The sequence below is a fragment of the Cutibacterium avidum 44067 genome (assembly GCF_000367205.1).
Classification (GTDB): domain Bacteria; phylum Actinomycetota; class Actinomycetes; order Propionibacteriales; family Propionibacteriaceae; genus Cutibacterium; species Cutibacterium avidum.
Map to the genome: position 1 here is coordinate 210728 of NC_021064.1, position 18443 is coordinate 229170.

Here is an 18443-nt window from a genome sequence, read left to right on the forward strand (position 1 = left end):
TGCCTCGGTCGAGGAGGTCTCCTCAGGAGCGGAAGTCGTCGCTGGGGTAATAGGGGTCTCAGATGCGTTAGTGGAGGACGCAGACTGCGGAGAGGAATCCGTGGCGGTGGGCGGGGCAGTGGGTTCCGCGTGAGCAGTACCGACGATCCCGGCGGACAAGGACAAGGCCAGTGCGGCTGCCAGACCGGCAGCGCGGGAGGACTGCATGGATCGAACACCTTTCGGGGATGTGGACGAGAAGATCGTACGCCATATCACCGATGACTCTGGCTGCTTTCTGTTCGCTTTGTCGCCCCTTCGGCGGTGTTTTTCGCCATGACATGACGATGGCGCCGCAACTTCCCTAGTCAAGGGGAAACTGGGGCGCCATCGAAATGTGGTCAGGCTTTCGTCAACTGTTCTTCGCGCGGGTGCGAGCCTTGGCCCGCTCGTGGGCGTTCAGCTCGGTTTTGCGAATACGGACGACGTCCGGGGTGACTTCGAGACACTCATCCTCACGGCAGAACTCGAGCTGCTGTTCCATGGAGAGCTTGGTGGCCGGGATGAGGCGCTCCAGTTCGTCGCCGGTGGAGGAACGCACGTTGGTGAGGTGCTTCTCCTTGGTGGGGTTGACGTCCATGTCGTCGGGGCGGGAATTCTCGCCGACGACCATGCCCTCGTAGGTGTCGTCACCGGGGGAGACGAACATCGTGCCGCGCTCCTGCAGGTTGAACAGGGCGTAGGAGGTGACGACTCCCTGCCGGTCGGCGACCATCGAGCCACTCTGACGGGTGCGCAACTCGCCCACCCAGGGCTGGAAGTTCTCGAAGATCTGGTTCATGATGCCCTGACCCCGGGTCTGGGTCAGGAACTCGGTGCGGAAGCCGATGAGGCCACGAGCCGGCACGACGAACTCCATGCGCACCCAGCCGGAGCCGTGATTGACCATGTGCATCATCTGGCCCTTCCGCAGGCCCATCATCTGTGTGACGGCTCCCATGAATTCCTCGGGGGCATCGATGGTGACGCGCTCGAAGGGCTCGTGCAGCTTGCCGTCGATGGTCTTCGTGACGACCTGCGGCTTGCCGACGGTGAGCTCGAATCCCTCACGACGCATCTGCTCGACGAGGACGGCCAGCTGCAGCTCGCCGCGGCCCTGGACCTCCCACATGTCCGGACGGTCGGTGTCGGTCACCTTGATGGACACATTTCCAATGAGTTCCTGGTCGAGGCGAGCCTTGAGAAGACGAGCAGTGAGCTTGTCACCGGAACGGCCAGACAGCGGCGAGGTGTTGATGCCGATGGTCATCGACATCGACGGCTCGTCGACGTGGATAAGGGGCAGCGGATCGGGGTTCTCAGGATCCGAGAGGGTCTCACCAATGGTGATGTCAGGAATGCCGGCGATGGCGACGATGTCACCGGGGCCGGCCTTCTCGGCGGGGACGCGCTCGAGGGCCTCGGTCATGAGCAGCTCGGACAGCTTGACGTTCTGGACCGAGCCGTCGCGCTTGCACCAGGCCACCGTCTGTCCCTTGGAGATCTCACCGGAGACGACGCGGCACAGGGCCAGACGACCGAGGTAGGGGGAGGCGTCGAGGTTGGTGACGTGGGCGCGCAGCACCCCGTCCTCCTCGTAGGTGGGAGCAGGAATGTTCTGGAGGATGCAGTCGAACAGCGGCTGCAGGTCGGGGGAATCGGGCATCCCGCCGTCCTCGGGCTTGTTGAGGGAGGCCCGTCCGGCCTTGGCAGAGGCGTAGACGACCGGGACGTCGAGCAGGGAGACGTCATCGTCCTCGGAAAGATCCATGAAGAGGTCGTAGGTCTCCTCGACGACCTCGTCGATGCGAGCGTCGGAGCGGTCGACCTTGTTGAGGACGAGGATGAGTGGGAGTTTCTTGGCCAAGGCCTTGCGCAGCACGAAGCGGGTCTGGGGGAGGGGGCCCTCGGAGGCGTCGACGAGGAGGATGACGCCGTCGACCATCTCGAGGCCACGCTCGACCTCACCGCCGAAGTCAGCGTGTCCGGGGGTGTCGATGATGTTGAGGATGATCTCCTCGCCGTCGCTCATGACGTGCTTGACAGCGGTGTTCTTGGCGAGAATGGTGATGCCCTTCTCACGCTCAAGGTCCATCGAGTCCATGACGCGTTTCTCGACCTCGGCGCCCTCACGGAAGGCTCCCGACTGCCACAGCATCGCGTCGACCAACGTGGTCTTTCCATGGTCAACGTGGGCCACGATGGCGATGTTGCGCAGATCCTTGCGTACGGGCATGCAGAACTCCGGTTCAGATCGAGGATGTGGACACCGCGACGAGGCCGCGGGGCTTCGGCGGGCGAAAACGCGCCACCGTGAAGTGTAGGTCAGTGCAGGGTTGAGCTACGAATGAGCGAGTCAGCGCCACAGTTCGAAGCGCTGACGCGGTGGCTGGTGTGCTGATTTCTCGGCGGCAGTGTGATTGCCGTCACACCATTGAGAAGGTGGCACCTGTGCCTTGACCTGGTCGATGTGTTGGCCACATCCGGCCCAGGTTGTCCTACCACAGACGTCACATCTGACGGGTCGGCACATGGTGGTGATCCTTTCATTTGGCTGGAACAAGTTTATGTCACATGCCCTTGCAGGCGGCCTGAGCGAGCGCTTCGGCGCGTTTCGCCCTAGGCTTGGGAGTATGGCTGAGGAGCAGAACACCGATCCGACCGCAGAGATCGAGGAACAGGACCACGGCGTCCACTTGCCGCCTGACCCGGCCATCCGCAAGCTTGCCAAGCGGGGACGCGGTGAGTTCATGTCGGTCGTCAAGGAACATCCGTCCTCGACGTTGTGTTGGGCTCTCCTGGCTGAGGGGTCCCTGCTGTGCGGCACCGATGCTGCTGATGTCGCGGCCTATGCCTATGCACGTACCGGGCGTGATCTCGGCCTGGAGCAGCTGCGAGATGCCGGCTGGGACGGCGACGGCGTTGTTGACTGGGGCTACCTGCCGAACCAGGGGGTGTTCCGCTGTCTCCACGCCCTCGCAATGGCGGCTGAGAGGCTGGGATTTGGTGACGAGTCCGATGACGCCGACACATTGCTGCGCGAGTTGAGCGACGAGGCCTGGCGAGCGCTGCGTGGCGACGAGGTGCCCACCGATGGCGCTGTCGACGTCGAGGTCGGCGAGGACGAGTCCGACGGCGATCAGGAGAACGATCACCAGGAGTGACCTTTCGCCGTCAAGGTGAGGTCATGAGATTGACATTGTGATCTGCCGCATTCATCCTTGATGTAGGACATCCAATGTCCAATGTAATGCGCGGGGCTATCCCGACCAATCAATGGAGATGGGCGTATGAGCAACGTCGAGGCCACGGCGGCCAAGAAATCATGGCGTGACGAGCTGACCGGCACGCAGTGGAAGTCTTTCTGGGCAGCATGGATCGGATATCTGCTGGACGGATTCGACTTCGTCATGATCACTCTGGTCCTCACTGAAATTGGGCGCACCTTCAATGTCGGCGCGGCAGCGACGGCCACATTGGTTTCGGCCGCCTTCATCGCTCGGTGGTTCGGTGGTTTGCTGCTGGGAGCCATCGGTGACCGAGTGGGTCGTAAGGAGGCCATGGTCATATCGATCCTGCTGTACGCGGGCGGATCGGTCGTCTGTGCCATCGCCCCGGCGTTCTGGGTTATCTTCGTCGCCCGTGTCTGCATCGGCATGGGCATGGCTGGCGAGTACGGATCCTCGGCCACTTATGTCATTGAGTCGTGGCCTGTCCGCCTGCGCAACAAGGCTTCAGGATTCCTCATCTCCGGGTTCTCGGTCGGTGCTGGTGTGACGGCTCAGGTGTACGCCCTGATCGAGCACCTCACGCGGGGCACATCAGCAGAGCCATACACCTGGCGAATCCTCTTCGCACTGGGAATCATTCCGATCGTGTTGGCGCTATGGCTGCGGCGTGCTCTGCCGGAGGCCGCCGACTTCGCGAAGATGCGAGAGGAGCAGGCTGCCCGAGCTGCGGCTGGTGAAGTCGTCGAGAAGACGGACATGTTCACGATGCTCTTCGCCCGTAACCTGAAGCGCAGCATCATCAACATCGTGCTGGCTCTGGTCGCCTTCGGATGCCTCATCGTGATCTACCTGTTCAAGAGCGGAGTTCCGGGGTTTGTCCTGGCCCTGCTGTGGGTCATTGTTGCAGTCGTCATGGTGAGCTTCATGGTGCAGTTCGAGGGGCCGCGCTGGCCGACCGGCGTCGCAGTGATGATCACGGTGTTTGTCGCCTTCCTCTACTCGTGGCCGCTGCAGGCCCTGCTGCCGACCTACTACCGTCAGACTCTGGGGCTGGGCAGTGACACTGCGTCGAACCTCGTGACCGCAACCTCTTTCGGCGCCGCTGCTGGCTGCATCATGGCAGGGTTCATCGGTGACAAGTTCGGTACCCGGAAGGCCTACTGGACGTCTTTGCTCATCTCGGAGTTCCTTGTGCTGCCGGTCTTCCTCGTCAGCCGTGACATGGTGCACTCCTCGACGGTGTGGGTCGTCCTGCTGGGGGTCTTCATCTTCGTCCAGCAGATGTTCGGACAGGGCATCTCCGGGTTGCTGCCGAAGTTCATCTCCAACTACTTCCCGGTTGAGAAGCGGGCCGCTGGTCTGGGCTTCTCGTACAACGTGGGTGCCCTCGGCGGTGCCATTGCCCCGGTTCTCGGTATAGCGCTGGCGGGTGATCCGGCGACCGGCATCGGCGGCGCTCTGCCGTCCAGCTGGGGTCTGGGGTGGACGCTGTTCATCCTGTCCTTCGCCTTCACCGCAGTGATCATCATCCTTATTGCCATCAACTTCCCATACCGGATGCAGAAGTTGTTCCGCCCTGATCATGTCCGTTCCGCTGACCGGATGGATCACGTGGACGAGGAGTTCGCCGCATCCAATAACCCCGATGCCGTCGTGGCATCCTGATATGGAGGCATGTCATGAACATTCCAACGATCGTGGGCGCCTACGCAGCCATGCCGCAGGAGGTTCTGGATCAGGAGGCCCTGTACCGCGGCCTAGCCGCAGGTGGCTGGGTCGACGGGATCGAGATCCCGTATCGTGATGGCGTCGACGCCGACCCGCGCTGGCTGGCAGACCAGCTGCGCGGCCGGTTCACCCAGTGCGTCGTCACGGCTATTCCCGGGACGATGGGGCACCTGGCCAACGATCCTTACTTCGGGCTCGCCTCATCCGATGAGGAGGGTCGTCAGCGAGCAATGACGTGGATCGCTGGTTTGGTCGACGATGTGCGTTCCCTGCACGAGATGGTCGGCCACCCGGTTGTCCGCTTCGTCGAGCTCCATTCGGCACCCAGCAACCACGCCGAGCCAACCGCGCTCAAGGCTTCCCTGGTGGAGCTTTCCGGTCTCTTCGCAGATGCCGAGCTCATTCCCGTCATTGAGCACTGCGATGCTTCGGACGGAGTTGGCCCGGGGGAGAAGGAATTTCTCAGCCTGGATGACGAGATCACCGCGCTCTCCGGTATCGGAGTTCGGCTGACGGTCAACTGGGGACGAAGCGTTGTCGAGTCCCATGATCCAGATCTGCCGGCTCGCCAGGTCGATCGACTTGCCGATGCCGGCCTGCTCGGTGGAGTGATGGTCTCTGGTGCCGGTCCGGAAGTCACCCAGTACGGGCCGGCCTGGGGAGACGCGCATCTTCCCCTTCGAGATGACGAGCCGACCAGCCTGTTGACGACTGATCTCATCGGCTCCTTCATGGCCGCTGCCCGAGGGGTGCAGTCCTACCAGGGCATCAAGGTCCAGACCCCCGTCGATGCCACCGTCGAGCAGCGACTGGCCATGATCACCTCCATCCATGACGCCATGGCGTCGGCATGACACTCACCACAACAATCGCGAACACCACGAAGGACACCACCATGACCACTCACTTCCATGGAGTCATTCCCCCCGTCGTCACCCCGTTGACCACCGACGGTGATCTCGACGTCGTCTCCTACGAGAAGCTCATCAATCGCCTCATCGAGCAAGGGGTTGACGGCCTGTTCATCCTCGGTTCCACCTCCGAGGTCGCCTTCTTCGACGACGAGATGCGCGGACGGGTCCTGGGAGAGGCCAAACGGATCATCGACGGACGGGTACCGCTGCTCGCCGGGGTCATCGACACCGAGACCCTGCGCGTCATCCGTCATATTCGTCAGGCCGAGGAGATCGGGGTCGACGCCGTCGTCGCCACCGCGCCGTTCTACGCGATCACCGGTCCGACCGAGATCGAGAACCACTTCCGCGCCCTGCACGAGGCCACCGAACTGCCGCTCTTCGTCTACGACATCCCGGTGTGCGTGCACGTCAAGGCGCCCGTCGATCTCATGATCAAACTGGGTCGTGAGGGTGTCATCGCTGGATGCAAGGACTCCTCTGCCGACGATGTCTCCTTCCGTCGCCTGGCCCTGGCCAACCGTGTCGCAGGTTCTCCGCTGGCCCTGTTCACCGGCCACGAGGTCGTCGTCGACGGAGCTTTCATGTCCGGTGCCGACGGTGTCGTCCCGGGTTTGGCGAACGTCGACGCGACCAACTACGTGAAGATGTACAAGGCCTATCGTGAGGGCGACTGGGAGACGGTCCGAACCGAGCAGGACAAGGCCACCGAGCTTATGGAGATCGCGTTCGTTCCGCAGGGAGTCGTCGGTCCGGCTGCTGGTGTGGGAGCCTTCAAGACGGCCATGCAGCTGTTGGGAACGATCGAGACCAACACCATGTGCGTGCCGCTGCCTACCCTCACGGGTGAGAATGTCGAGAGGGTCGCGGAAGTGCTGCGTCGAGTCGGCCAGCTCGCGTGATCATGTCCAGGACAAGTATCAATCCGAGGAGGACTCGATCATGAGCGCATTCACCGACAGGATCATTGCGTCGATGGCGGGAGGCCTCGTCGTCTCGTGCCAAGCCTACCCAGGAGAACCTCTCCGGCACCCGGAGACCATGGCGCAGATGGCCGCTGCTGTCGAGCTCGGGGGAGCAGTCGCTGTGCGAGCCCAGGGGCTCTCCGACGTCGCCGCAGTCAAGGGGCGCGTCAGCGTCCCGGTGGTCGGCATCTGGAAGGAGGGTGACGAGGGCATCTACATCACCCCGACCCTTCGTCACGCGCGCTGCGTGGCCGCTGCCGGGGCTGACATCGTCGCCCTCGACGGCACCCGGCGGGAGCGCGCCGACGGCCTGAGCCTGGCCCAGACCATCGCAGGTCTCAAGGATGAGTACGACGTCGTCGTCATGGCTGACTGTGGATCGGCTGACGACGGTTTCGCGGCGGCCGAGGCGGGGGCCGACCTCATCGGTACGACGCTGTCCGGCTACACCGGTGAACGCCCCAGGACGGACGGTCCTGATTACGAGGTCATCGAGACTCTCGTCACGGGGCTCGACGGTAGTCGTCCGGTCATTGCTGAAGGACGCATCCACACCCCTGAGCAGGCGCGACGGGCAATGGATCTGGGCGCCCATGCCGTCGTCGTGGGAACAGCGATCACCCACCCGACCTCGATCACGGGCTGGTTCCGCGAGGCTCTGAAGTAATGGGCCGTCACAGAGGGCTTGCCAGTAGGCAGGCCCCCTCGTCACGCTCCGGGCAAGGCGGTGCGTGGGCGTTACCGCTGGGTGGGCGCCCCGCCAAGCCGCTCCCGGATGGCATCGAAGTGATGCCACATGGCGTCACGGCTGACCTCAGGATCGTTGCCGACGACGCAGTCCGCGATGCGGTCGTGGGCGTCACGGGTGGCCTTGACGGTGTTGGTTGGCGGCAGTCGGAGATCGGCGAGGTTGAGGGAGTCCCAGAACACATCAATGAGCTCGCGAGCCAGCTGATTGTCCACACCGGCGTAGAGCGTCCGGTGGAATTGGCGATCTGCCGACGCGGAGTCCCTGGGGTCGTCCATGCGTGCTGCCAGAGCGTGCAGTTCGCGACCGGTCGCTGCGCTGATGGAGCCGGTCACCTCGGCTGCCAACGAGCACTCCAGCAATGCGCGGACCTCCACCATCTCTCGCAACCCCGTGAGGTCCCTGTTCCCGGCGGTGTCGGCGCCGACCTGCTTGACGCCGCGATACACGAGCCCCGGACGAATCGTCGACGCGGAGGCTGTCGACAGGTAGGTGCCCAAGCCGCGTCGGACCTCGAGGATTCCCAGCGCCCGCAATTCCCGCACCGCCTCACGAACAGTGCCGCGCGCCATACCGAACTGAGTCGCCAAATCCTGCTCGATCGGAATGGGATCTCCGGGGGTCAGGTCCGAGGAGAGAATCCACTCAAACATCCGCTGCGCCGCAGGGTTGAGGTTATCGGCCAGGTGGACGACATCCTTCGGGTCTGACATGCCGCTAATCATGTCATGACCTGCATGATCTTGGCACCGGATAACCTCCCTGGTCGACGCGGGCTCGCAAAAGGCGACAGAATGGGGACACAGCGACGTCAAAGTCGTCGTCAGAGTCAGGAGCGCGACATGAGTGAGCACGTTGTTTTCCGCGACATGCGGCCTGAAGACGTCAAGGTGATCACCTTCGGGGAACCAGGATCACTGATCGATCGCATTGATCGTCCCGACGTCGTCGCCCGGGTCGCCCTCCACGAGGACCGCATCGTCGGGTACGCGGTTTCCTGGCTCGCCGTGGTGCATCGTACCCGTCGTTTCATTGATGTGGAGATCCATCCTGATTCCCGTGGGCGTCGTATCGGCACCCGCCTGGTGCGCCAGATTCAGCAGCGGGTGAAGCGGCCCCTGGCCACCAAGGCCATTGTCGGCTCGGACGCCGAGAATTTCATCCTTTCCCTGGGCGGTGAGGTTTACGCTTCCTGCCCGCCATTCGAGTTGCCGCGTCGCCACTTCGGCCGGGCCATTGAATCCCTCGCAGAGGTCAGCGTCGGCCCGGGAGGTGCCATTTCGGGCTCCACCCTGGCCCCTGGTGTGCTCGAGACGCTCTGGGAACAGATCTATGTGTGGATGCACGAGTCATGGTCGCCGGTTGATGACAGCGAGGCCGCTCACGAGGCGCTGCGGCAGGAGCTCGAGGACCTCGACGCGGGCGCCACCCGGGTCGCCCTCATCGACGGTCAGCCGGCAGCCGTCGCCTTCGTCTTCGTCGACGAGAACCCGACGGTTGTGGCAGAGACCGTGCAGGCCGACACACCTGAAGGCGATGCCGCCGTCGCCTCGGCGATGTCGTCGGTTATCAGCTGGGCCGAGGACGCTGGTTACAAGCGCGTCAACTTTGATGGACACCGTGGTGATCCGCACTTCGGCCCGCTGGCGTCGCGTCTGCCTCTTGAGGGGGCAAGCCTCGATCTGTTGGAGATCCCGGTCCTGCCGGATGACGGCGACGATGTCGGCGAGGGGGCCATTGGTGAGGGCGGTGCGACCGTCGCCTGATCGACCGTGACGTATTGACGACGAAGGGCCACGTGGAGCGGAGAAAAACCCTTCGCTCCCCGGTCTGACGCCGTTGATGTCGTAGCGACCACGTAAAGTGTGCCTGGTTGCAGAGCGGCATGTGCCCCTGCAACTGGAGGCAACCCGCACACCGGTGCGAGGAAATGGAGGAACAGATGCCTGGAATCGTCGTCATGGGTACCCAGTGGGGTGACGAGGGCAAGGGCAAGGCCACCGACCAGATGTCCGAGCGCGTTGACTACTGCGTGCGGTACTCGGGAGGCAACAATGCTGGACACACCGTCGTCGTCGGTGCCGAGAAGTTCTTCATGCACCTGCTGCCGTCCGGTGTCCTCAACCCGAACTCCACTGCGGTCCTCGGTAACGGTGTCGTCCTCAACCTGGACGTGCTGGCTGATGAGATCGACACGCTGCGCAGCCGTGGTGTGGACATCCCGCACCCGCTCATCAGCGCCAACGCGCACCTCATCACCCCGTACCACCAGACCCTTGACAAGGTGACCGAGCGTTTCCTCGGAAAACGTCGCATCGGTACCACGGGACGTGGCATCGGGCCGGCCTACTCCGACAAGATCAACCGCATGGGCATCCGTGTCCAGGATCTGTTCGACGAGTCGATCCTGCGCCAGAAGGTGGAGGCCTCCCTGGATCAGAAGAACCAGATCCTGGTGAAGATCTACAACCGCCGCTCCATCGACCCGGAGCGCGTTGCGGACGGGCTGCTGGCTCATGCCGAGCGCATCCGTCCTTATGTCGTTGACGTCGCGCGCGTGCTCAACAAGGGTCTCGACGAGGGCAAGGTCGTGCTTTTCGAGGGAGCCCAGGCCCACCATCTCGACGTCGACTTCGGCACCTACCCGTACGTCACCTCGTCCAACCCCATCGCTGCAGGCGCCTGCACCGGTTCGGGAGTCGGGCCGACGCGCATCGATCGCATCGTCGGCATCGCCAAGGCCTACACCACCCGCGTTGGTGAGGGTCCGTTCCCGACCGAGCTGTTTGACGAGGACGGCGAGCGCCTGCGCCGTGAGGGCGGCGAGTACGGCGTGACGACGAAACGTCCGCGTCGCTGTGGTTGGTTCGACGCCCCGCTGGTGCAGCAGGCTGTCATGATCAACTCGGTGACGGACCTGTTCCTCACCAAGCTCGACGTGCTGTCCGGCTGGGATCGCATCCCGGTCTGTGTGGCCTACGAGGTCGAGGGCGAGCGCACCGACGTCATGCCCGTCACCCAGTCCGACCTGCATCACGCAAAGCCGGTCTACGAGTTCATGGATGGCTGGAGCGAGGATATCTCGAAGGCCCGTTCCTTCGAGGATCTGCCGCGCAACTGCCAGGCCTACGTGCGTCGTCTCGAGGAGCTCGTCGGTACACGGATCTCCGGTATCGGTGTTGGTGCCGGTCGTGACCAGTCCATCATGCTCAACGACCTCATCGACTGAGAGCTGACGATGCAGTGTTCCGCTCCGATGCCGGGGAGGAATAAGACCGATCGGGAAACGGTCGGGAGCACCCTCTACTCTTGAGGTCGTGTCCAGCATGACTGTTATCGTCCTCGGATCTGGTGGTCGCGAGCATGCCCTCGCTCTGGCATGCCACCGAGACCCACAGGTCGCTGCCGTCCATGCCGCCCCCGGTAACCCCGGAACGGCATCCTTCGCCACGAACCATCCCATCGACCCGTGCGACAAGGACGCCGTCGTCGCCCTTGCCCGCGAGGTTGCGGCCGACCTTGTCGTCGTCGGCCCGGAGGCCCCGTTGGTCGCGGGGGTGGCAGACGCCCTGCGCGACGCAGGGATCGATTGCTTCGGTCCGAGTGCCGAGGCTGCTCGGCTGGAAGGCTCGAAGGCCTTCGCCAAGGAGGTCATGGCTTCTGCCGGTGTTCCCACCGCCGCATCTCGATCCTGCGGTGACCTCGATTCGGTGGGTGCAGCCCTCGACGAATTCGGGGCTCCCCACGTCGTCAAGGATGATGGGCTCGCAGGTGGCAAGGGAGTTGTCGTCACCGAGGACCGTGACGAGGCCCTGGCCCATGCCGAGCAGTGCCTCAATTCTGGCCACCAGGTGGTCATCGAGGAGTACCTCGACGGCCCCGAGGTGAGCCTTTTCGCGATCTGTGACGGCGAGCGTGCTCTCCCCATGCAGCCGGCCCAGGACTTCAAGCGGGTTGGTGATGGCGGGGTCGGTCCCAACACTGGCGGAATGGGCGCGTACACGCCATTGCCATGGGCGTCTGACAACCTTGTCGAGACAGTGTCGAACACGGTGATCTCCCCGACACTGTCAGCCATGCGAGATCGCGGCACCCCGTTCATCGGTCTGCTGTACGTGGGGCTGGCCTTGACCTCTGACGGTCCGAAGGTCGTCGAGTTCAACGTTCGCTTCGGCGACCCGGAAACCGAGCCACTGCTCAGCATGCTGGAGTCCCCGTTGGCACAGATCATGCAGGCCGCCGCCCGCGGAGACGTGTCCGGAACAGATGGCCTGCGGTTCCGCCGCGGAGCTGCCGTCGGTGTCGTCATGGCGAGCGAGGGGTATCCTGCATCTCCGGTGAAGGGACGCCGAGTTGTCGCTCCGGTCGATGACGAGGACGTCCTGCACGCCGGAACTCGTATCGAGGGGGATGGGCTGGTCACCAGCGGTGGCCGCGTCCTCGTGGTGCTTGGCCATGGTGAGACCCTTGCCGGGGCCCGTACTGATGCCTACAGCAGGGTTAACCAGCTCGAGGTGAGTGGCGGGTTCCACCGCACTGACATTGCCCTTCACGCAGCTGAGCTCGAGGCCGTCGACGAGATGGCCGACGAACTCGCGCCCCAATCCGAGAACAATCCCAGCAACCCGACAGACGGGGAGAATTCATGAGCGTTCCCAACATCCTTGCCACCCGTTACGCCTCTTCGGCGATGCGCTCCATCTGGACGCCGGAGAACAAGATCCGTGCCGAGCGCAGGCTATGGCTGGCCGTCCTCGAGGCCCAGGCGGACCTCGGCGTCAGCTTTGGGGGCGACGATCCCGAGCAGGTGTTGGCCGACTACCAGGCTGTTCTCGACAACGTCGATCTGGACTCGATCGCCGAGCGTGAGGCCGTCACACGACACGACGTCAAGGCTCGGATCGAGGAGTTCAACGCCCTGGCCGGTCATGAGCACATCCACAAGGGCATGACGAGCCGCGACCTCACCGAGAACATCGAGCAGATGCAGGTGCTGGAGTCGCTGAAGTTGGTGCGCGACAAGATGGTCGCCACCCTGAACCAGCTGTCCCGACTGGCTGCCCAGTACTCGGATCAGCCGATCGCTGGTCGGTCCCACAACGTTGCTGCCCAGGTGACGACCCTGGGCAAGAGGTTCGCGACCACCATCGACGAGATGTTGGTGGCGTGGGAGCACGTCAACGAGCTCATCGAGCGGTATCCGGCTCGCGGAATCAAGGGGCCGATGGGAACTTCCCAGGACATGCTCGACCTGCTCGGTGGGGATGACTCCAAGCTTGACGATCTCGAGCATCGGGTCGCCGATCACCTCGGCTTCAACCAGGTGCTGACCTCGACCGGCCAGATCTACCCGAGATCCCTGGACTTCGAGGTCATCTCGACGCTGGTGCAGGTGCTGTCGGGGCCGTCGAACCTGGCGACGTCAATCCGCCTGATGGCCGGCAACGAGCTCGTCACCGAGGGGTTCAAGCCTGGCCAGGTTGGGTCCTCGGCGATGCCGCACAAGATGAATGCCCGCTCCTGCGAGCGCGTCAACGGTTTCCTCGTCGTCCTGCGCGGATACCTCACCATGGTCACCGGTCTGGCCGGTGTGCAGTGGAACGAGGGCGACGTCTCCTGCTCCGTGGTGCGTCGCGTCGCTCTGTCGGATTCCTTCTACGCCATTGACGGGGCCTTCGAGACCTTCCTGACGATCCTCGGCGACTTCGGCGCCTTCCCGGCCGTCATCGAGGCCGAGTTGGAGCGTTACCTGCCCTTCCTGACGACGACGAAGATCCTGATGGCTTGCGTCCGCGCTGGCGTCGGTCGCGAGGACGCTCACGAGGCCATCAAGGAGCACGCCGTGGCCGTCGCCCTGGAGATGCGTGAGACCGGCACGACCGAGAACGATCTCTTCGCCCGTCTGGCTGCCGACCCGCGGATCCCGCTGACCAAGGAGCAGTTGCGCGGCCTGGTCTCATCGCCGCTGGATCTCACTGGTGGGGCTCAGGACCAGGTCGAGGCGCTGTGCGCCAAGGTCGAGGACATCGTCCGGGAATACCCCGAGGCTGCCAGCTACCTGCCTGGTCTGGTGCTGTGACGCGGTGATCTGAGTACTACGGGAGGGCCGGCTCGCTGAGTCGGCCCTCCTTTCCACATCTGCGCCAGTTGTGCCTCACCTACGCCATAAAATCTGGCGCAGTTGACGAGCGGCAATGGGGGAGTGGGTTGGGTTCGGACCCTCAGTTCCCCAGACCATGGGAGCATAACGTCGCCCCATCGACGCCCAGCGGCTCGACGATGTCGCCGGGGAGATCCCGAAGGATGTTGATCAGGGTCAGGACTGATGGACGTGTCATGGCTGCAGGCCTGCCACACACCACGATGTCTCGGTGAGGTCGGGGTCGGGTGAACTCTCGGACGACGATGCGGGGGTCCTTCGGCTTGGGTGCCGACACCGCGCTGCGTGGCATCAACGTTCGTCCTGCCCCCACTGACACCAGCTCGCGGATGGTCGCGAGGGACCCTGCCGACAAGCCATTCGGTGGCATCGGGCCAGATGGGCTGCACACCTCGAGCACCTGGTCACGCAAACAGTGTCCCTCGGACATCAGGATGAGCCCATCGGTCGAGACGTCGTGGGGGTCGATCGGCCCCTCTTCGTGGGCCAACTCGTCGTCAACCCCCGTCACCAACAGGAACTCCTCCCGGAAGACCGGGATTGCCGTCAGGGTCTCATCCTCGACCGGGGCAGCCACCACGGCGACGTCGAGATCCCCCTGATGGACGGCCTCCAGCAGCCTGGCAGTGCGTTTCTCCACCACATGGATGTTGACCCCCGGTTCGTGCTGGTCGAACCGAGCGATGATGCGTGGCAGCAGGAACGGCCCCAGGGTGGGGAAGACCCCGACCTTGAGCTGGCGGGTCGTCCGCTCGGACTCCTCCAGGGCCAGGGTCCGGATGTCGTCAGCCAACACCAGCATTTCCCGGGCGGTCTGGGCGATACGCTCGCCCACTGGGGTGATCTCGATGCGTCGTCCCGCCCTGACGGCCAGCGGCACACCGAGCTCATTCTCGAGTCGGTGGATCTGGGTCGACAAGGTCGGTTGACTGACGCCGCACGCCCCCGCCGCCCGACCGAAGTGGTGTTCTTCGGCTAGGGCGACGAGATATCTCAGATCACGAAGGTTCACGCGGACTCAGTTCTGCGCGGGGTTCTGACGAATGAGGTAGTCGAAGGCCCCGAGTGCTGCCGTCGCGCCAGCACCCATCGAGATGATGATCTGCTTGTAGGGCTGGGTGGTGCAGTCACCGGCAGCGAAGACGCCGGGCACCGAGGTGCCACCGCGCTCGTCGATGACGACCTCGCCGCGGCCAGTGCGCTCCACGGCGCCTTCCAGCCACTCGGTGTTGGGCAGCAGGCCGATCTGGACGAAGACGCCAGCCAGCTCGATGGTCTTGACCTCGCCGCTGGTGCGGTCCTCGTACTCCAGTCCCGTCACCTTGGAGCCGTCGCCCAGAATCTGAGTGGTGCGGGCCGATGTGATGACGTCGATGTTCGGCAGCGACTTGAGGGTGCGCAGCAGCACGTCGTCGGCCTTGAGAACGTCGAGGAACTCGACGACGGTGACGTGGTCGACGACGCCGGCCAGGTCGATTGCCGCCTCGATTCCGGAGTTTCCACCACCGACGACGGCGACCCTCTTGCCCTTGAACAGTGGGCCGTCGCAGTGCGGGCAGTAGGTGACACCCTTGGTGCGGTACTCCTCCTCACCGGGAACGCCGAGGTTGCGCCAGCGAGCACCAGTCGCGATGACGACCGAGCGGGCACGCAGGTCGCCGTCAGTCAGACGCACCGTCGTCATGCCGTCGGCAGTCTCCAGGGTGCTGGCGGTCTGACGCTCGATGACGTCGATGTCGTAGCCATTGACGTGGGCCCGCAGGGCGTCGGCCAGCTTCGGGCCAGTGGTGTGAGGCACGGAGACGAGGTTGTCGATGGCCTCGGTGTCGAGTACCTGGCCGCCGACTCGAGACCCCACCATCGCCGTGCGAATACCCTTGCGGGCGGCGTAGACGGCAGCGGCGGCACCAGCAGGGCCAGCGCCAACGACGAGCACGTCGTACGGATCGCGCTCGGACAGGTTCTCCTTGGCTCCCTGAGCGGCGTTGGCATCGAGACGTTCGAGGATCTCGGCCATGTCCATGCGGCCCGAGCCCCAGTCCTCGCCGTCCAGGTAGATGGCCGGCACCGAGGCGATGCCCTTGGCCTCCACCTCGTCGGTGTGGGTGCCACCCTCGACGGCGGTGTGATGGATGTTCGGGTTGAGGACGGCCATCGCGTTGAGGGCCTGAACCACCGTCGGGCAGTTCTGGCAGGTCAGCGACATGTAGGTGACGAAGTGGTGTTCCCCCTTGACTGCCCGCACCGCGTCGATGAGGGACTGCTCCTCCTTGACGGGGTGGCCACCGACCTGGAGCAGGGCCAGCACCAGGGAGGTGAACTCGTGGCCCATCGGCAGACCGGCGAAGCGGATGTCGCTCTGGGAGCTTGGAGAGGTGATGGCGAAGGACGGGGTCCGCTCGTTGTCGACGGGGTCGCCGACGCTCACCTTGTCCGACAGGGTGGCGATCTCGGCGAGCAACTCGTCCATCTGGGCCGACTTCGATGCCTTGGTGGCGTCGTCTCCCCGGTAGGGAGAGGGCACCAGGACGATGGGCTCGCGCACCATCTCGAGGTAGGTCTTGAGCTGGGTGGTCAGGGCGTTGTCAAGCATGATTCTCCTGGGTGGGGAAGTAGGGGGATATGGACGTGCCGGTCCGGGGATCCGTCGCAGGGACGATCGCCCCTGCGGCAGGTGCTCGGGTCGGAGCTCAGATCTTGCCGACGAGGTCGATCGACGGGGCGAGGGTGTCAGATCCCTCTTCCCACTTGGCGGGGCAGACCTCGCCGGGGTGGGTGTAGACGTACTGGGCGGCCTTGACCTTGCGGACCAGCTCGGTGGCGTTGCGTCCGATGCCCTCAGCGGTCAGCTCGTAGAACTGGATGACGCCGTCGGGATCGACGAGGAAGGTTGCGCGGTCGGCCTGCCCGGCTCCCTCGCGCTCGACGTCGAAGTTGCGGGTCAGCTGGAGGTTCGGGTCGCCGATCATCGTGTAGTTGACCTTGCCGACGGTGTCGGAGTCGGAGTGCCAGGCCTTGTGGACGAAGTGCGAGTCGGTGGACACCGAGAACACCTCGACGTCCATCGCCTGCAGCTCCTCGTAGTGGTCGGCGAGGTCACCCAGCTCGGTCGGGCAGACGAAGGTGAAGTCACCGGGGTAGAAGAAGAAGATGGCCCACTTGCCATTGATGTCGGCGTCGGAGACCTCAATGAAGTCCCCATTGCGAAAGGCGTTGGACTTGAAGGGGACGATCTTGGTGTTGATGAGACTCATGATGAGTCCTCTCTGGTCGACGAAGTGATAGTTCAACACTATCACTGATAGGTTCGCCATAGTCAATGCCTATGTTAGAGGCGAATCAGGGCTCTCTGTGTCGTCAGGGCCCACAACCGTGGCATGATGCCCCCATGGTCACTCCGCACCTCGAACTCCCGTTGCTGGCTGAGGGCAAGGTCCGTCGCCTTTATCGCCTCCCCGATCAGCCGGGCCGCCTTCTCATGGTTGCCACTGACCGGATCAGCGCCTACGACCACGTCCTGACCCCGGGGGTTCCCGGGAAGGGAGCAATCCTGACGAACGTGTCGTTGTGGTGGTTCGACCAACTGGCCGACATCGTCGATAACCATCTCGTCAGTCTGGATGTTCCCACTGAGGTCGCCGGACGAGCCATGATCGTCGAGGAACTGGAGATGTTCCCCGTTGAATGCGTGGTGCGTGGTTACCTGACGGGTTCCGGCTGGGCCGAATACCAGCGCAATCACGCGGTGTGCGGAATCCGCCTGCCTGAGGGGCTGCAGGATGGTTCCCGGCTCGAGGAGCCCATCTTCACCCCGGCGGCCAAGGCTCCCCAGGGTGAGCATGACGAGAACATCGACTACCTGCACCTGGTGAAACTCGTTGGTCCTGAGGTCGCCGCCCAACTGCACGACCTCTCGCTGCGGATCTACCAGCGAGCCGAGGAGATCGCCCGTGAGCGCGGCATCATCCTCGCCGACACCAAGTTCGAATTCGGCCGTCGCGCCGATGGCACCATCGTCCTCGCTGACGAGGTCCTCACCCCTGACTCCTCGCGGTTTTGGGACGCGGAGACCTGGCAGCCCGGTAAGAGCGCCGACTCCTTTGACAAGCAGTACGTGCGTGACTGGCTCACCAAGGAGTCGGGATGGGATCGGTCCAGCGACGAGGAGCCCCCGGCTCTGCCCGCGGAGGTCGTCGAGGCCACCAGCCGTCGCTATGAGGAGGCGTGGGCGCGTCTGACCGGCGGGCAGATGCCCCAGGATGACGTCGTCGCCGTCTCGGATGCTGAACAGTCGTCTGATTCCGTGCTTCCGCCGGAAGGTGGTGTCGGGCCTGTTCAGGGTGCGATGTCGACTCCCGTCGTTGCTCCCGATGCCAGTGTTCCTGACGCAGTCGATGTCCCCGACGAGCCGGATCCCCGTAGTGCCGATAGGATTGGTGGCATGTCACGTGTAGTGGTGGAGGTCATGCCCAAGCCCGAGATCCTCGATCCCCAGGGCAAGGCCATCACGTCGGTGTTCGCCCGGCTCGGCCATGACGGCCTGACGGTGCGCCAGGGCAAGCGTTTTGAAATCACCGGTGAGGGGCTGGAGGATCGTCTCGACGAGATCCGTCAGGTCGCCTCCGAGCTGCTGGCCAACACCGTCATCGAGTCCTTCGACGTGCGCGTGGAGGACTGACG

General features: G+C 64.0%; 15 protein-coding genes. 10 read left to right on the forward strand and 5 right to left on the reverse strand.

Annotated features, from left to right (window positions below; all coding sequences use genetic code 11):
* Positions 1-391 precede the first annotated feature (391 nt).
* On the reverse strand, positions 392-2254 hold the full coding sequence (gene typA, locus PALO_RS00965; protein ID WP_004809234.1) for a translational GTPase TypA: 1863 nt from the start codon (positions 2252-2254) through the stop codon (positions 392-394).
* Positions 2255-2651: 397 nt separating this feature from the next.
* Between typA and PALO_RS00970 the strand changes: the two genes are divergently transcribed.
* The 5 genes from PALO_RS00970 (at position 2652) to PALO_RS00990 (ending at position 7522) form a co-directional block, all read left to right on the forward strand.
* Positions 2652-3182, forward strand: coding sequence for a DUF3151 family protein (locus PALO_RS00970; protein ID WP_015582077.1), 531 nt, complete (start codon positions 2652-2654; stop codon positions 3180-3182).
* A 126-nt stretch (positions 3183-3308) separates the two neighbouring features.
* Positions 3309-4913, forward strand: coding sequence for an MFS transporter (locus PALO_RS00975; RefSeq protein WP_004809227.1), 1605 nt, complete (start codon positions 3309-3311; stop codon positions 4911-4913).
* A gap of 14 nt (positions 4914-4927) precedes the next feature.
* The gene (locus PALO_RS00980; protein WP_015582078.1) at positions 4928-5830 is read left to right on the forward strand and encodes a DUF4862 family protein; all 903 of its coding nucleotides are present in this window, start codon (positions 4928-4930) and stop codon (positions 5828-5830) included.
* A complete protein-coding gene (locus tag PALO_RS00985) occupies positions 5827-6792 on the forward strand; it encodes a dihydrodipicolinate synthase family protein (protein WP_015582079.1) in 966 nt (321 codons plus the stop codon). The genes PALO_RS00980 and PALO_RS00985 overlap by 4 nt, the downstream gene beginning before the upstream one ends.
* A 40-nt stretch (positions 6793-6832) precedes the next feature.
* Positions 6833-7522: an N-acetylmannosamine-6-phosphate 2-epimerase gene (locus tag PALO_RS00990; RefSeq protein ID WP_015582080.1), complete on the forward strand. Its 690-nt coding sequence runs from the start codon at positions 6833-6835 to the stop codon at positions 7520-7522.
* 71 nt (positions 7523-7593) lie between these two features.
* On the opposite strand, the gene PALO_RS00995 is transcribed toward PALO_RS00990, so the two are convergent.
* Positions 7594-8328, reverse strand: a complete 735-nt coding sequence (locus PALO_RS00995) for a FadR/GntR family transcriptional regulator (RefSeq protein WP_015582081.1) — start codon at positions 8326-8328, stop codon at positions 7594-7596.
* A 69-nt stretch (positions 8329-8397) separates the two neighbouring features.
* Here PALO_RS00995 and PALO_RS01000 point away from each other — a divergent pair, with 69 nt between their 5' ends.
* The 4 genes from PALO_RS01000 to purB all read left to right on the forward strand — a co-directional run bounded on the left by PALO_RS01000 (position 8398) and on the right by purB (position 13682).
* Positions 8398-9369, forward strand: coding sequence for a GNAT family N-acetyltransferase (locus PALO_RS01000; protein ID WP_187290328.1), 972 nt, complete (start codon positions 8398-8400; stop codon positions 9367-9369).
* A 164-nt stretch (positions 9370-9533) separates the two neighbouring features.
* Positions 9534-10832: an adenylosuccinate synthase gene (locus tag PALO_RS01005; protein ID WP_080564852.1), complete on the forward strand. Its 1299-nt coding sequence runs from the start codon at positions 9534-9536 to the stop codon at positions 10830-10832.
* A gap of 97 nt (positions 10833-10929) precedes the next feature.
* Positions 10930-12252: a phosphoribosylamine--glycine ligase gene (gene purD, locus PALO_RS01010; RefSeq protein WP_004809212.1), complete on the forward strand. Its 1323-nt coding sequence runs from the start codon at positions 10930-10932 to the stop codon at positions 12250-12252.
* Positions 12249-13682, forward strand: a complete 1434-nt coding sequence (gene purB / locus PALO_RS01015; protein ID WP_015582083.1) for an adenylosuccinate lyase — start codon at positions 12249-12251, stop codon at positions 13680-13682. The genes purD and purB overlap by 4 nt, the downstream gene beginning before the upstream one ends.
* Positions 13683-13824: 142 nt before the next feature.
* Here purB and PALO_RS01020 read toward each other — a convergent pair whose 3' ends face one another.
* The 3 genes from PALO_RS01020 to ahpC form a co-directional block, all read right to left on the reverse strand.
* On the reverse strand, positions 13825-14775 hold the full coding sequence (locus tag PALO_RS01020) for a LysR substrate-binding domain-containing protein (RefSeq protein ID WP_015582084.1): 951 nt from the start codon (positions 14773-14775) through the stop codon (positions 13825-13827).
* Positions 14776-14781: 6 nt separating this feature from the next.
* Positions 14782-16356: an alkyl hydroperoxide reductase subunit F gene (gene ahpF, locus PALO_RS01025; RefSeq protein WP_015582085.1), complete on the reverse strand. Its 1575-nt coding sequence runs from the start codon at positions 16354-16356 to the stop codon at positions 14782-14784.
* 97 nt (positions 16357-16453) lie between these two features.
* On the reverse strand, positions 16454-17017 hold the full coding sequence (gene ahpC, locus PALO_RS01030; RefSeq protein ID WP_015582086.1) for an alkyl hydroperoxide reductase subunit C: 564 nt from the start codon (positions 17015-17017) through the stop codon (positions 16454-16456).
* 134 nt (positions 17018-17151) lie between these two features.
* Between ahpC and PALO_RS01035 the strand changes: the two genes are divergently transcribed.
* On the forward strand, positions 17152-18441 hold the full coding sequence (locus PALO_RS01035; RefSeq protein ID WP_015582087.1) for a phosphoribosylaminoimidazolesuccinocarboxamide synthase: 1290 nt from the start codon (positions 17152-17154) through the stop codon (positions 18439-18441).
* The last annotated feature ends 2 nt before the right edge of the window (positions 18442-18443 follow it).

Bases quoted from the DNA above. Each gene is read 5' to 3' on its own strand.
- PALO_RS00985 (WP_015582079.1), top strand. From the start codon at position 5,827: ATGACACTCACCACAACAATCGCGAACACCACGAAGGACACCACCATG.
- PALO_RS01035 (WP_015582087.1), top strand. From the start codon at position 17,152: ATGGTCACTCCGCACCTCGAACTCCCGTTGCTGGCTGAGGGCAAGGTC.
- PALO_RS01005 (WP_080564852.1), top strand. From the start codon at position 9,534: ATGGAGGAACAGATGCCTGGAATCGTCGTCATGGGTACCCAGTGGGGT.
- PALO_RS00970 (WP_015582077.1), top strand. From the start codon at position 2,652: ATGGCTGAGGAGCAGAACACCGATCCGACCGCAGAGATCGAGGAACAG.
- PALO_RS00975 (WP_004809227.1), top strand. From the start codon at position 3,309: ATGAGCAACGTCGAGGCCACGGCGGCCAAGAAATCATGGCGTGACGAG.
- ahpC (WP_015582086.1), bottom strand. From the start codon at position 17,017: ATGAGTCTCATCAACACCAAGATCGTCCCCTTCAAGTCCAACGCCTTT.
- PALO_RS00995 (WP_015582081.1), bottom strand. From the start codon at position 8,328: ATGATTAGCGGCATGTCAGACCCGAAGGATGTCGTCCACCTGGCCGAT.
- purD (WP_004809212.1), top strand. From the start codon at position 10,930: ATGACTGTTATCGTCCTCGGATCTGGTGGTCGCGAGCATGCCCTCGCT.
- purB (WP_015582083.1), top strand. From the start codon at position 12,249: ATGAGCGTTCCCAACATCCTTGCCACCCGTTACGCCTCTTCGGCGATG.
- PALO_RS01000 (WP_187290328.1), top strand. From the start codon at position 8,398: ATGGGGACACAGCGACGTCAAAGTCGTCGTCAGAGTCAGGAGCGCGAC.
- typA (WP_004809234.1), bottom strand. From the start codon at position 2,254: ATGCCCGTACGCAAGGATCTGCGCAACATCGCCATCGTGGCCCACGTT.
- PALO_RS00990 (WP_015582080.1), top strand. From the start codon at position 6,833: ATGAGCGCATTCACCGACAGGATCATTGCGTCGATGGCGGGAGGCCTC.
- PALO_RS00980 (WP_015582078.1), top strand. From the start codon at position 4,928: ATGAACATTCCAACGATCGTGGGCGCCTACGCAGCCATGCCGCAGGAG.
- ahpF (WP_015582085.1), bottom strand. From the start codon at position 16,356: ATGCTTGACAACGCCCTGACCACCCAGCTCAAGACCTACCTCGAGATG.